9 protein-coding genes are annotated in these 13868 nt (G+C 61.9%); 5 read left to right on the top strand and 4 right to left on the bottom strand.

What is annotated here, in order from left to right:
- Window positions 1–86: 86 nt before the first annotated feature.
- Both Enr13x_RS11930 and Enr13x_RS11935 read right to left on the bottom strand, forming a co-directional pair.
- Window positions 87–875 (bottom strand): 4'-phosphopantetheinyl transferase family protein, encoded by a 789-nt coding sequence (locus Enr13x_RS11930; protein WP_145386277.1) that lies wholly within the window; start codon window positions 873–875, stop codon window positions 87–89.
- Between the two features lie 5 nt (window positions 876–880).
- Window positions 881–2593 carry a bifunctional folylpolyglutamate synthase/dihydrofolate synthase gene (locus Enr13x_RS11935; protein WP_197455974.1) on the bottom strand — a complete coding sequence of 571 codons (1713 nt, stop codon included), beginning with the start codon at window positions 2591–2593 and terminating at the stop codon, window positions 881–883.
- Between the two features lie 289 nt (window positions 2594–2882).
- Here Enr13x_RS11935 and Enr13x_RS11940 point away from each other — a divergent pair, with 289 nt between their 5' ends.
- From Enr13x_RS11940 to Enr13x_RS11950, 3 genes are read left to right on the top strand one after another with little or no spacing between them, the layout of a single operon-like run.
- Window positions 2883–3935, top strand: a complete 1053-nt coding sequence (locus Enr13x_RS11940; RefSeq protein ID WP_145386280.1) for an ABC transporter ATP-binding protein — start codon at window positions 2883–2885, stop codon at window positions 3933–3935.
- Window positions 3932–5827: an ABC transporter permease gene (locus Enr13x_RS11945; RefSeq protein ID WP_145386282.1), complete on the top strand. Its 1896-nt coding sequence runs from the start codon at window positions 3932–3934 to the stop codon at window positions 5825–5827. The genes Enr13x_RS11940 and Enr13x_RS11945 overlap by 4 nt, the downstream gene beginning before the upstream one ends.
- Window positions 5824–7695 carry an IRE (iron responsive element) gene (locus Enr13x_RS11950; protein ID WP_145386284.1) on the top strand — a complete coding sequence of 624 codons (1872 nt, stop codon included), beginning with the start codon at window positions 5824–5826 and terminating at the stop codon, window positions 7693–7695. Before Enr13x_RS11945 ends, Enr13x_RS11950 begins: the two co-directional genes overlap by 4 nt.
- Window positions 7696–7887: 192 nt before the next feature.
- Here Enr13x_RS11950 and Enr13x_RS11955 read toward each other — a convergent pair whose 3' ends face one another.
- Complete coding sequence (locus tag Enr13x_RS11955; protein WP_145386286.1) at window positions 7888–8481, bottom strand: histidine phosphatase family protein; 594 nt, start codon at window positions 8479–8481, stop codon at window positions 7888–7890.
- A complete protein-coding gene (gene rpe, locus Enr13x_RS11960) occupies window positions 8478–9167 on the bottom strand; it encodes a ribulose-phosphate 3-epimerase (RefSeq protein ID WP_145386288.1) in 690 nt (229 codons plus the stop codon). The genes Enr13x_RS11955 and rpe overlap by 4 nt, the downstream gene beginning before the upstream one ends.
- Window positions 9168–9600: 433 nt before the next feature.
- Between rpe and Enr13x_RS11965 the strand changes: the two genes are divergently transcribed.
- Window positions 9601–10686, top strand: coding sequence for an SDR family oxidoreductase (locus Enr13x_RS11965; protein ID WP_145386290.1), 1086 nt, complete (start codon window positions 9601–9603; stop codon window positions 10684–10686).
- 45 nt (window positions 10687–10731) lie between these two features.
- A complete protein-coding gene (locus Enr13x_RS11970) occupies window positions 10732–13857 on the top strand; it encodes a hypothetical protein (protein WP_145386292.1) in 3126 nt (1041 codons plus the stop codon).
- The last annotated feature ends 11 nt before the right edge of the window (window positions 13858–13868 follow it).

Here is a 13868-nt window from a genome sequence, read left to right on the forward strand (position 1 = left end):
CGGGGAGGGGGTGAAAAGCAACGTCTCAAAACGTCGAGCCGCCTATCTCCATTGAGCCACAGTCTGACATATGTTGGACCGTCTTGTCAAAGTTCATCTCCGACATTCGAGCGATTTGCCGGCCCCCCAACGAGATTTTCGAAGGGCTGCCACTGAACCAGCGCCGGCGAATGCGACCCCGTGACCCCGACCGCAGCGGAGGCGATGAACCCTTCTCTTGGTGTCGAGCAGACGAAACTCCATTGCTTTTCCAGGTCCAATCCCGCGGCCAGGAATCGAATGACGGGGCGCTCGGAATCAATTTGCTCAAACGCGAAATCGGCCAGTGGCGTGTGCAACCCGGTCCCGATGGCCTTGATGAAGGCCTCCTTGAGCGTCCAGATCCTCAGGAAAAAGTACTGCTGGCGGGCGAGCGGCTGGCGACGCAAAAAACGCACTTCCGGCTCAGCGAAGTACCGTTCGGCCAGTTCGGTCGAGGTCCGGCGGTGAATCGATTCCACATCCACGCCGACCAAATCGACGTGCGGATCGGCAACGCCGCATAACACCAGACCGTCGGTGTGGGCGATATTGAACGGCTGGATGGCTTCGTCGGGCGTCACGACCTGCGGTTTGCCGTGTCGGCCGGTGCCGAAGCGAATCGCCTCGGGCGCGACGTTGCGGTCGGCCAGTAGACGCCGCGCCATCGCCCGACCGACGACGTGTTGATTGCGCGTGGTGGTGCGTTGAAAACGATCGGCGTGGATCAATTCCTCCTCCGCCAGCCATCGTTCACAGCGACGTTCGAATTCGCCGCGCTGGTCGGTCGACGTCGCCGCATGCCAGACTCGCACGTGGCAGGGTCGCGGCGTGGCATCGGGGGTCTGGCAATGCATGATGATCACGACGCCTGGTCGGTGGGATCGGCCGCCGCACAGCAGTTGTCACTTGCGCAGCGATTGTCACTGGCGTGGCGATCGTCGCTCGCGCGGCGGTTGTCGCTGGGCCGCAGATTCGGCAGCGTTAGCAATCGCGGACGCAGTTCGCCGGCCAGAAAAAAGGACCCGCAAATGATCAACGTTCCGCCGCCCGCGGCCGCCGCGATCCCCGCGTCGAACGCCTCCTGTGGATCCCCGACGCAGCGAATCTTGACGTTTGGATCGCGCTCGCTTTCGAGTCTGTCGCCGCGTGGGGCGAACGCGTCGACCAACTGGTCCGGCGACACCGAACGCGGATTGGTCGTGTAGCGGGTGCAGATGATTTCGTCGGCGATCTTGCCGAGTTCCGCGGCCATCAACGACACGTCCTTGTCTCGACTGGTCGCGAAGATCACGACGAGGGGGCGGCTGAATTGCCCGGGCGGATTCGATCCGCTCGAATCGTGGGGCGACTCGATCACGCGGCGGCTGATCGACTGGCACAGCGCCTGGATCGAATCATGATTGTGTGCGGTGTCCAGCACCACTTCAATGGCGGCCGTGTCCAGGGGGGAATCCGGCTGCCACCGAAACCGCTCCAATCGCCCCGTGCAGCGGACGCGCTGCAGCCCCGCGGCGATCTGCTGGTCGCTGACGGGCAATCGCTGGGCGACGTGGGGGCTGTTCAGCAGCCGGACGATGGAGACCGCGATCGCCGCGTTGTGAACCTGGTGAGCCCCATCGAGCGCCAGGAACAGGGGCAATCCCTCGACCGATTCGGCCGCAGCTTGATCGCGCGACGCCAATTCGCGCGACGCCAATTCGGCTGCGGGGGCGTGGTAGATGAATTCACTGCCGACGGCCAATTCGTGGTCGATCCGAACGTCGAAGGCGGCGCCTTTCTCAAACAGGACACTTCCGCCGCGCCGGGCAGCCCGGCGGATCGCCTGCTTGGCTTCGGGTTGAACCGCCCCCGAGACGACCGGCACGCCGCCCTTGATGATCCCGGCTTTCTCGGTCGCGATCTCCCCGATCGAGTCTCCCAGGATCCGTTGGTGGTCCAGGCCGATCGAGGTGATCGCGGCGACGGTGCTGGCACAGACGTTGGTGCTGTCCAGGCGGCCGCCAAGCCCGACTTCCAGCACGATCGCGTCGCAGTCGTTGCGGTCAAAGTGCAGCACCGCCATCGCCGTGGTCAATTCGAAAAACGACACCGGGTTGCCGGACGCATCCAACGGATCGACCACGGGGGCGACCCGTTGGACCAGTTCGATCAGGTCTTGGTGGCTGCACGGCACGCCATCGATCCGAAAGCGTTCTTCCAGGTCGGTCAGATGCGGGGACGTGTACAGGCCGACGCGATAGCCCGCGGAGGTCAGGATCTGGCTGACCATGGTCGCGGTGGAACCCTTGCCCTTGGTCCCGGCCAGGTGGATCAGGGGGACTTTGGGACCGCGATCGCGTTGTCGGTCCGACCGCTGGTGATCTCCGCGGTCGCCGACGCGTGGCGGTCGGCGATGCAGGTAGCCGCCCAGTCCGAGCTGTTGAAACAGTTCTTCGGTGCGTTCGAGCCGAAAAAGATGGTCATTGCGGCTGCCGGCGGTGCGTTCGTAATCGATCCGGTCGTAGAGGTACGCGACGGCCTGCCGGTAGTCCGATCGGCGACTTGACGGTTCGACATGGCGCGGATCAAGCACGAAGTGGTCTGGAGCAAGGGGGATGGAAGTTTTGGGTGCAGGCGTTTGCCGAGCCGCCATCGACGCCCGCGACGGCCGCGGTATTGTGCCAAGCCCGGTACCGCCTTGGCAACGACGCATCCTGGCGAAGACTTATAAAAAGAGTCTGGCGGAAAAAGTCCGAACCGCCGGTAGCGATCTCGCGTAGCGTAACCAACCCTCAATATTCCGGCTGGATTTTCAGACAGGCCCGACTGTTTCTGCCTTATCAGCCCACCCTTTTTGCCCTTTTCTACGGAAGCCTTTGTTCGTGGATACCGATTCAACCGCCGTCGCGGACTCCGCCGACGAAAACACACCCGCAGGCGCCGCCCCGGCCGCCGCCCGTTCCAGTGCGACGGGCAGCGATGTCGTCATCGAAACCCGCAACTTGAGCAAGATTTACAAGGATTTCTGGGGCCGAAAGAAAGTCCACGCGTTGAAATCCTTGGACATCGAAGTCCGCAAGGGCGAAATCTTCGGGCTGCTCGGCCCCAACGGCAGCGGCAAGTCGACCACGATCAAATTGATCTTGGGCTTGCTGTTCCCCACCAGCGGACGCGTGCTGGTGTTCGACAAGGACGCCACCGAGACCAAAAAGAACGAGCAGATCGGTTACCTGCCCGAAGAATCCTATCTCTATCAGTTCCTTAACGCCGAAGAGACCCTGGACTTTTACGGACGCCTGTTCGACATGTCCGGGCGGCAGCGAAAACAACGCGTCGAGGAACTGCTGACGCTGGTCGGGTTGCAAGGCGCCCGCCACCGCCAATTGCGTGAATACAGTAAAGGGATGCGGCGCCGCGTCGGTCTGGCCCAGGCGTTGATCAACGATCCCGACCTGATCCTGTTGGACGAGCCCACCACCGGATTGGACCCGATCGGGATTCGCGAGATGAAGGACCTGATCCTGGCCCTCCGCGATCAGGGGAAAACGATCCTGTTGTGCAGCCACCAACTCGGTGACGTGCAAGACGTCTGCGATCGTGTCGCCATTTTGCACCAGGGCGAATTGAAGGAACTCGGCCGCGTCACCGACTTGCTGAAGGTTCAAGACGTGACCGAAGTCCACGCCAGCGGGCTCAGCGAAGACGCCAAGAACGAAATCCGCGAGGTCATCGCGCGGCACGGTGCGGACTTGAAATCGATGGACAACCCGACCGCGACGATGGAGGACTTGTTCCTCAACATCGTGCGGGAAAGCGAAGCCCGCCCCGGCGCACGCCGCGTCTCGGCCACCGCCGGCGACGAGCCGCCTGCCGACGAGCAGGCCGCCGACGCCTCCGCCGCCGAAGGATCGCAAGCGGGGAGTGACGAATCATGAATTTGCAACCAGATGATTTCTGGACCTTTTCCGAATGGCTGTTCCGGCCCGGGGCGTTTCTCGAAAGCGCGTTCCTGCAAGGCGTCGTGCTGATCGTCCTGGCGATCGTGCTGGGATTGCTGGTCGGCTACGTGATCTCCGCCGCCCGCTACGGTCCCGGTGAAGGGTTCTACGCCGTCGCACGTGCGATCCGCGACCTGCTCCGCACCGACCTGCCGGGCACCAGCCCCAGCCGGATCGTGGCGTTGGCCCGGCTGGCGTTCAAGGAAGCCATCCGCCGCCGCGTGTTGTTCGTCGTCGGTTTGTTCGTGGTCATCCTGCTGCTGGCCGGTTGGTTCCTGAACCCCGAAAGCGATGACCCCGCGCGGTTGTACATCAGTTTTGTGCTCACCGCGACCAACTACCTGGTGCTGGCCCTGGCGTTGTTCATCAGCGCGTTTTCGCTGCCGCAAGACATCGAGAACCGCACGATCTACACGATCGTGACCAAGCCGGTGCGGGCGACCGAAATCGTGCTCGGGCGGATGCTGGGATTTGTCGCCGTGGGAACCGTGATGCTGATCCCGATGGGTTTGGCCAGTTACATTTTCGTCGACCGCGGGCTCGACCACACCCACTACGAAGTCGTCCAGGCGGATGAAGTCGACGGCCGGATCGTCGGAAAGACCGACCGCGTCCGAAAACACTCGCACACCTTCACCATCGAACCCGGCGAAACCCAGGGGCTGACCAATTTCGTCCGTGGACACCGCCACGTCGTCACCCGCAACGACGACGGGTCGTTCATCATCGGCCCGCCGACCGGTCAGTTGCGGGCCAGGATTCCGGCGTATGGTGAAATCCAATTCTATGATCGCAACGGTGATCCCAAGGACTCCGGAATCGATGTCGGGGCCGAGCGGCTGGCCGGCGGCTACGGCTCGGCAGGCATCTCGCGGCTGATCGGTGTCGCCAAGGGAAACCGCAAACTGGAACACTCCTATGTGGAGGGTGGAACGCTGGGGATGGCCGAGTTCACGTTCGACAACGTGACCCGGCAACGCTTCCCGGAAAAGATCCCGTTCGACCTGTCGATCCGGGCCTATCGATCGTTCAAGGGCGACATCGAGTCGGGGATTCGCGGGTCGCTGACCTTCAAAAATCCCGACACCGGATTTTCTCTGACTCCCAAACAGTTCACCGTGGAGGAGTATCAGATCGACGAACGCGAGCTGCCGCTCTCGTTCGAATGGCTCAACAAGGAAACCGGCGAAGTGGAAACGCGCAACGTGTTTGACCACGTCGTGACCGAAGACGGTCGCATGCAGATCCTGTTGAAATGCCTGGACAGCAGCCAGTACCTGGGGGTGACCAAGAGTGGCCTTTATCTACGCCCCGATGAATCCAGTTTCGCCTGGAACCTGACCAAGGCGTATGGTTCGATCTGGTTGCAGATGACGATGATCATCGCCTTCGGCGTGATGTTCAGCACGTTCTTGAGCGGACCGGTCGCGATGGTGGCCACCGCCGTCTGCGTGCTGCTCGGATTTTCCGCCGAGAGCATCTACGACACCCGTCACTTTATCGATTCGAACATCGAACGCGGCGGCGGCCCGATCGAGTCCTTGGTGCGTCTGGTCAAACAAGACGCGATGACCACCCAGTTGGACGTCGAGGGTGTTGCCAACACCTTGATCAAGTCCGCCGATGCGGTGATCGTCTACTCCATGGACGCGGTGGCAACGGCATTGCCGAACCTGCCCCGGATGGTTTCCACGGCAGAGTACGCCGCCAGCGGAATCGATATTTTTAACGCCGTGTTGGCGCGTCACAGTGTCGCGACATTCGGCTATTGCCTGTTGGCCTTTTTGATCAGTTACTTCTTTTTGAAAGCTCGTGAGATCGCGGCATGAATCAGTCGACTGCGTTTCGTCGCAAAATCATTTACCTGGTGATTCTTGTGGCGACCTTGGTCCCGCTTTATCTGCTGGGCCAGCCCTCCGATGGGACCGCCGATTCGGGCGGTCAACTGGCCACGATGCGGCAAGAATTCGGGATCGCCGAAAGCGACCTCGGTGAAATCAGCCCGGCCAGCGAAACGATGAAACTCGCCTCGCTCGGCCTGCGTGGTGTCGCCGCGACGTTGTTGTGGGAAAAAGCTCACAAGTATCGGGTGTTGCACGAATGGGATCGCCTGAAGGCAGCCCTGAACAACATCGCCCTGTTGCAACCGCACTACGACAAGGTCTGGGAACACCAGGCGCACAACTTGGCCTACAACGTTTCGGTCGAATTCGACGACTATCGCCAACGTTATGAAATGGTCCGCGAAGGCACCGAGTTTCTGACCCGCGGGGTTCGGCAAAACCGCAAAGCCCCGCGGTTGATCTGGTACACCGGTTGGTTCTATGGCCAGAAGATCGGCATGTCGGACGAGAAACGTCAGTTCCGACGCCTGTTCGCCGACGACACCGTGCTGCACGATTCGCTGGCCGGGCAAGACATCGCCGTGGACAGCAGCGAAGCGCTGGGGCCTTTCCAGAAACCGGACAACTGGTTGGTCGGACGGTTGTGGCTCAATAAAGGCTACGACATCGTCGACGCCGGCGTCGAAATCCGTCGCCAAACTCCGATCAACTTCTTTGAAACCGGTCCGAAGTGGTCGATCAAACACGCCGAAGCCATCGAAGACGAAGGCGTGCTGGATCAACGCGCCGTCAGCGCCTGGACCAAGGCGTCGGAAAACTGGGATCGATTCGGCAAACGGAGCATCCCGACCATCGCCCGATTCACGGTCAAACTGGGGTCGCTGGCGGATCTGCTGAATGAACGCAGCGAGCTGCGAGACAAGTTCCGCAAACTGGCCGGACCAGTCTATGAGGACATGAGGCAAGACAAGGTCGACCAGCTGCCGATCGACGTGCGCAACGTTTACGAAAAGGACCCCGACCAACGCACCGAGGCCGGAAAGGAAGCGATGGCAGGGATCCTGGCAGCGATCGAACCGAATTTTCAAGAAGTCGCACAGCGTTTGCCCGCCGACAAACAATTGCCCGCCCTGCAGGTCCTGGACGAAATCGAAGATCTCGACCAACGGATCCAGAAGACCGAAGGGTTGCGAAAGCAGATCAACTACGTCTACTGGGAAAGCCTGTCGATGGCCGAGCAGGAAGACCGGACGGTGAAAGCCCGAAAGCTGATCTACGACGCGGAAAAAGCGAACCGAGAAGCCGAAGTCGACTTGGCGATCAAACTGTATCTGGAGGCCTTCCAAATCTGGTACGAGATCTTTGAAGACTACCCGGTGTTGACCATCGATGACTCGGCCGAGGATCTGTACGCGTCGATCCGCCGCTACATGATCATGATCGACTCCGAAGAACTCTCCGAGGATTTCCCCCTCAGCGGGTTCGCCGAGATGATGGATCAGGGGCTGGGGCGAACCAGTCCGGAAAGCTACGAGCGGTTCCGCAAGGAACAAGCGGAACTGGCCGCCAAACGGCAGAAAGAGCTTGAGGAAGAGGAACGCCGCCGAGAGGCCGAAGCCGCCAAGGAGATGAAGTCCGAGGCAGCGCCGCCCGCGGAGGAAACTCCTGCGGAGGAAACTCCTGCGGAGGAAACTCCTGCGGAGGAAACTCCTGCGGAGGAGTCTGCCGAGGAAGGGGAGACGACCGAGAAGGCGGACGAGGCGCCCGAGAAGGAAGAGGCGCCCGCGGAGGAAACGCCCGAGAGCGAGAATGACGGCGAGGCGGAGGAATCCGAATCGCCGGCTGCCGAGTAGTGCAGCGTCGATCGGTCGATGTCAGGTGGGGACGCCATCGACCGCCTGACAATCTCCTTCCCTCGGTCAATCCGATCTGTCAGACGATCGCTCGAAGTCCGGTACGTCACGCTGTGCGTGAAATGTAGGTCACGCTGTGCGTGACATCTGGCATGCACCGCATGCCCTACGGTCTGGCATGCACAGCATGCCCTACATCTCGGTTTCGATCATCGACCAGGATGCCGAGTCAGTTTCGCTCTTCCAGACGCTGGCCAGGTCTTCTCCGCTGAGCAGGCACTGGACGACCGAGGCGAGCGGTTCGGGGATCACCATGGCGACGACGTTGTCGCGGCCTTTTTTCAGGCACTTGCGGAGCGCCTTGTCGACGCGTGCCTTGGCCCCGGCGACGGGTTCACCGCCGGGCGGGCAAAACTCATCGGGCCGCTCGACCCCTTGGCGGTAGACCTTGGGGTGGTTGCGTCGCACTTCATCGATCAGCTTGCCGTGCCAGAGGCCGTGATCGAGGTTCTTGAAGGCATCGATGATTTTGACTTTGACTTCACGCCCGGCCGCCCGCTGTTCGTCTGCGAGCCGTTTGGCGGTCTCACGTGCCGATTCACAGGGAGACGAATAAATCGTCTTCACGCTGACGCTGGCGAGCTCCTTGGCCAGCAACGCGGCCTGTTCGGCGCCACGGCTGCTCAGCGGCATGTCCAGGCAACCCTTCATGCGGCCCTGGTCATCAAAATCGGTCGCGCCGGGGCGAATCAACAACACCCGGGTCAACGTTGCGGAACGAATCATGAGACCCCTCCCGCGATTTCGGCGTCCAACCCCGCGATCGCCGCGGCGTAGTCGTCTTGTTTGAAGATCGCCGACCCGACGACGAACAAATCGCAACCGGCCGCCCTGGCCGCCGCGATCGTTTTCAGATTGATCCCCCCGTCGATTTCCAGCAACAGATCCGGATGGGATTGTTTCAACGCGGCCAGCTTGGCCAGGGCGACGGGATTAAACGACTGTCCGCCGAACCCCGCGTCGACGCTCATGACCAACACCATGTCGACCTCGTCCAGGCAGCCGTCCAACGCCGACAGATCGGTGTCGGGGTTCAATGCCACGCCCACGGCCGCTCCCATCGAGCGGATTTCGCGGGCCACGGCGCCTGCGTCTTCGACCGCTTCGACATGAAACGTCAGCAAGTCCGCGCCGGCGTCGACCATCGGCTGGGCATACCGCAGCGGGTCGCTGATCATCAGATGGACGTCCATCGGAAGATCGCTGTGGCGACGAATCCCTTCGACGATCGGCATGCCGTACGTCAAATTGGGGACAAAATGCCCGTCCATCACGTCCAGGTGCAACACCCGCGTCCCGGCATCTTCCAGTCGCGCCAATTCGGTTTTTAAATCGCCGAAATCGCACAACAGTAGGCTCGGCAAAACACTCGGTCCGGCGTTGCGTATTAACTCAAGCTTGTCTTGCGACATGCAGTTCTCTCATCAGATTCGGAAGAGCAGACCCAGCGTCGATTCGAGACTCGAATCCGTCGCAACGGGTTGCCCCAGAAACGACACCAGGGAAGTCATATCCATCGCTGCATCGAGACACCAAGGGGTCTCGCGATCGATCCGCTCCAAATTGGTGATCGACAGGGTGGTCAAAAGACCGGTCAGTTGTCAATTCACCTGTTTCCAAGGGTTTCGCTGGATTCGGCCCCTGGCACCTCGATTTTGCTGATTTTTAGCGTTGCGAGCAAATTCAAGGGGCCTTTAAGGGAACCTAAATTCACATTAAAAAACATTGGTCTGGTCGTCCCAGAAGCCCGAAAATCCTTCCGTCGACGCCCGCGCCCCAACATCGCGGGTGCGGAGGGCCTGAATCAACCTTTCAAACCGCACACCTTAGCCACTCAATCACAGCATGCGAGTCTTTGTCACCGGAGGGACCGGATTACTGGGAAACACCGTGATCCGCCGGCTCATCGAGCGCGGCGATTCCGTCCTGGCGCTGGTCCGCAGCGAACCGGCCGCCGACGTCTTTGCGGGGCTGGATGTCGAACTGGTCCACAGCTCGCTGGTGCCGCCGACGCAGGATTCCGCTGGTGAACCCGCCGAAGAACCCGCCGAAGAATCCGCCGGCGCGTCGGGTCTGGATTTGGTGGACGATCCGGTCGATCAAGCCATCGCCGACTGCGACGCGGTCGTGCATGCCGCCGCGATGATTCATTTGGGATGGCACCAGGTCGAACCATCGATGCAGGTCAACCGCGAGGGCACGCGACGGATCGTCCAGTCCTGTGTCCGGCATGCCAAGAAACTCGCGGCCATCGGAACCGTCAACGCCATCGCCCTCGGGTCACCCCACACGATCGCCGACGAAACGACACCCTTGGAACACGCCGGCGGACAAATCCCTTGTGCCTACGTGCAAAGCAAACGCGCTTCGCTGGAGGTGGTCCGTCAAGCGATCTCCGATGGGCTGGAAACCGTGATCCTGCACCCGGGATTCATGCTGGGGCCGTGGGACTGGAAACCCAGCAGCGGCCGGATGATGCTGGAAGTCGGATCGGGTTGGAAACCGATCGCTCCCTCGGGAGGCTGCAGCTTGTGTGACGCCCGCGACGTCGCCGACGGGGTGATCGCGGCGCTGAATTTCGATGGCCCCAACGGACGCGAGTTCATTCTCGCCGGGCACAACTGGACCTACGAAAAACTGTGGACCGAAATGGCCAATCGAATGGGGACACGCCCCCCGATCCGATCGGCCGGACCCGGAATCGAGTATCTGGCCGGGCTGGTCGGCGACGTGTGGGGACGCGTGACCGGCCGGGAACCCGACTTCAACAGCGCCGGCGTGCGAATGAGCAGCCAATACCACTGGTATTCCAGCCGCCGCGCCGAGACGGAGTTGGGGTATCGGATTCGCGACGCCCAGGAGACGCTCGACGCGGCCGGCGAGTGGATTCGTCAGCGATTCGTCTTGCCGAGCAAGGCCGCCGCGAGCTAGTCTCCGAGAAGTCTTGCTCTTCACCTCTCGCGACTTTCACCTGTCATGATCGGACACGGATGTCCTCCCGGCTGCCGCTACGCCGTGCACTGCTACGCCGCGTTCGCCTTCCGGGCGACTGTCACGCTGGCGGTCGTCTGGTCCGTGACGGCGATGGACTGTGGTGCACAGGCTCCGACAGGAATGCCATTGGAATCGTCCATCGAGGCGGCGACAGCCCCCGCCGCTGGGGCCAACGCGATCGCATCAAGCACGCCGAGTGACTTGCCGGCCGGTGATCTGCCGACAAGCGATTTGCCGAACCGCCACCGGCTGGATCTGGCGACGCGTCCGTTTGAGTTCCGTTCGACCAACCCGGCTTGGCCGCTGGTCGATGCCGGCGACGAACGTCAACTGTCGGTCAAGATCCGATCGTTGCCGGACTATGCCGATCGCGAGCTGACGTTGAAATACGAGCTGATCCGCGTCGAAGACGGCGCGGTGGTCGGTCGCGAACAGACCGATCTGCGGCTCAGCCCCGCGGGGGACTCCGAGGAAATCGCGATCGCGGCTTCATCGCCCGAGCAACCAGGTGTCTACGAAATCCGTTGCCGGTTGACCGAAAAATCCGACCGCATCTGGTCGCGTCTGACCCGTTCGCCGAAGCAACTCGCTTCGGTGCAAACGCCCTGGATGGTCGTTCCAGATCCGACCGATCGCGACGTCGAATCCACACGCTGGCGGCAGGTCGGCACGATCGAGCCGGTGGATCCGTCCGATTGGCAGCGTCCGGCCTGGATGCCCAACGGGGCGACCAAGTTGGTCCCGAATGTCAAGCGCGTCGGCGAATCGCTGACCCTCACCCCGCGACGAGACCCCTCGCGGGACCAACCGCATGAACTCGCCCCCGGCCAGTCCTTTGTCGGGTTTCTGGGCGAACTGAAACCGCATCACGCGTACCAACTGTCGGTCACGTTGGCCGAATCGACACTCGACGCGGCCCGCAAGACCGCTCGCATCGAATTCGCCGGCACGCCGGAATTCGATTCCGTCACGCGCACCGTGACGCTGCCGGTCGGGCGCCCCATGGATGTGTCGTCCGACGGTCTTGCCGCCGTCGTCACCCATCAACTCTTGCACTTTGCTCACGACGGCCAGGAGTTCGTTCGGATCACCAACGAATCCTCTGACCAACCGATTTCCATCGGATCGCTGGTGCTGGACGAACCGGTTTCTGGCGAATCCGGCTCGGACCAACACACGACGACACGCCACGTCACCTTGCGGGTCGATTCTGCCGACTGGCTGTCCGACCTGAACACGGACTACACGGTCCAACTGGCGCGCGGTGGGTACGCCGAATCAACCGCACTGATGTTCTCCCTCTGGAAAGCGACCTCGCGACTGGGCACCCACGCCGCTTGGTGTGGCTACGATGAAATCTCCGTTGCCATCGAACCACGCGGATGGATTGACACCACGGGTCAGGCCACCACGGGTCAGGCCACCACGGGGCAGGCCACCACGGGGCAGGCGAAGGGCTCCCAGGGTCCGATCTGGCTGGGCGACTACGTTGAAGCGGCGATCGCAGCCTGGTCCGCGTCCGCTCCGGTGCGGGTGATCCCCCGTCGGCCCGGCCGGCCGAACTTGGACGAAGCGGCACACCCGGGGCGGCTGCTGGATCTGGAAACCGGGGCGATGGACGGTCAGGCCTCGTTGAAAACGTCCCTGCGATTCCTGGATTCGTGCGTCCAGAACCGCGACCAGGGCGTCTCGATTCCGGCCAGAGAACTGCCGCTGGCGCTGCACCGGTCGTTTCGCGAGACGATCCATCACTACCGGCGAACGCCGATCGACGCCAAACCGGTGCGGTCGTCCCGCGGTGCCGATTCGGATTACGTTCATGTGTTGGTGGCCCCAACGCCCCAGCCCCCAGCGCTCCAGGCTTCAGCGCCCCAGGCTTCAGCGCCCGATCAAGCTTCAGCGCCCGATCAACCCGCGCCGATCCACGTGACGGTGATCAACACCGCCCCCTGGACCAGCCAGGTCAAACTGCAGTTCTCCGGACAGCGGATTGCCGATTGCAGCTTGCTCCGGGCCGACGACACCAACGCGATTGTCCAACCGACCGGCGTCGCCGACACACGATTGCTGACCGTCGCGCCGACGTCCATCATTCGGCTGCAGGTGCGTGGCGAAACCGATCCGATGCAATTGGTCGCCTGGCAAGGCAACATGGTGGGCGGAGAGCAAACCCTGACGCAGCTCAAAGCACACGTCGGTGACGTGGTCGGCAAGATCGGCACCCTCGCGTTGCCGGACGACTACATCAAACTGACCAACGGCGGTTTCGAAATCCCAGGGCAAGTCGGGATCGTCGGCTGGATGCACACGCAGTTCCCCGCCGACGCCGTCACGCTCGACTCCGGTGAATCCATCGAGGGCTCCCGCTCGATCCGGATGACGGCCGACACCGCCTCGGCGGGCCGCATCTGGTTGGTCAGCGAACCCATCCCGGTACCGCGTTCGGGCCGACTGGCCGTCTCGTTTGCCATTCGTGCAAATAAAAAAACAAACGAACCTGCCTCCAACGGGGCGCCGATTCTGAAAACCAGTGCGACGACGGCTCTGCACAAAGAGACAGCGCGGCATCGCGTTCGCGTTTCGCTGGAGGGAAATCGGCTGGGGAAACCCGTTCGGATTTCAACCGAATTCGAGGTTCCCTGCGACGGACACTGGCAACCCCGGCATGTCGTTTTGGAAGCCGAACGAATCCATCGCGAAGAAATGGAGTCGGTTCGATTGACGATCGACAGCCTCTCGCCGGGTAAAATTTGGATCGACGACGTGCATCTGCACGACCGGTTTCCGACCGCTGCCGAACGCACGGCGTTACAGGACAAGGCGTTCCTGGCAATCCAAGGACTTCAACGCGGAAACTTGAAACCGGCCGCAGGATTGCTAAATAATGGGTGGTCAAGATACCTGATGGCTCGAACCGATCAGCGGGGCACCCCTCCGTCGGACTCTGCGACGGGGAACTCTTCGTCGGCGACCGCGGTCGCCCAACATTCCGGAACGGTTCCGACGCCCACGGCCGGTCACGCCGGTACCATGACGGACCCCACCCCGAAACGCGAAAGCGTTGCCGATCGTCTGCGTGACTGGTTGCCGAAGCCGATTCGATTCTAACGAGGAAGACT

It is taken from the genome of Stieleria neptunia (assembly GCF_007754155.1).
Lineage (GTDB): Bacteria > Planctomycetota > Planctomycetia > Pirellulales > Pirellulaceae > Stieleria > Stieleria neptunia.

Coding starts and splice junctions, on each gene's coding strand:
- Enr13x_RS11965 (WP_145386290.1), top strand. CDS start 9,601: ATGCGAGTCTTTGTCACCGGAGGGACCGGATTACTGGGAAACACCGTG.
- Enr13x_RS11950 (WP_145386284.1), top strand. CDS start 5,824: ATGAATCAGTCGACTGCGTTTCGTCGCAAAATCATTTACCTGGTGATT.
- Enr13x_RS11955 (WP_145386286.1), bottom strand. CDS start 8,481: ATGATTCGTTCCGCAACGTTGACCCGGGTGTTGTTGATTCGCCCCGGC.
- Enr13x_RS11930 (WP_145386277.1), bottom strand. CDS start 875: ATGCATTGCCAGACCCCCGATGCCACGCCGCGACCCTGCCACGTGCGA.
- rpe (WP_145386288.1), bottom strand. CDS start 9,167: ATGTCGCAAGACAAGCTTGAGTTAATACGCAACGCCGGACCGAGTGTT.
- Enr13x_RS11945 (WP_145386282.1), top strand. CDS start 3,932: ATGAATTTGCAACCAGATGATTTCTGGACCTTTTCCGAATGGCTGTTC.
- Enr13x_RS11970 (WP_145386292.1), top strand. CDS start 10,732: ATGATCGGACACGGATGTCCTCCCGGCTGCCGCTACGCCGTGCACTGC.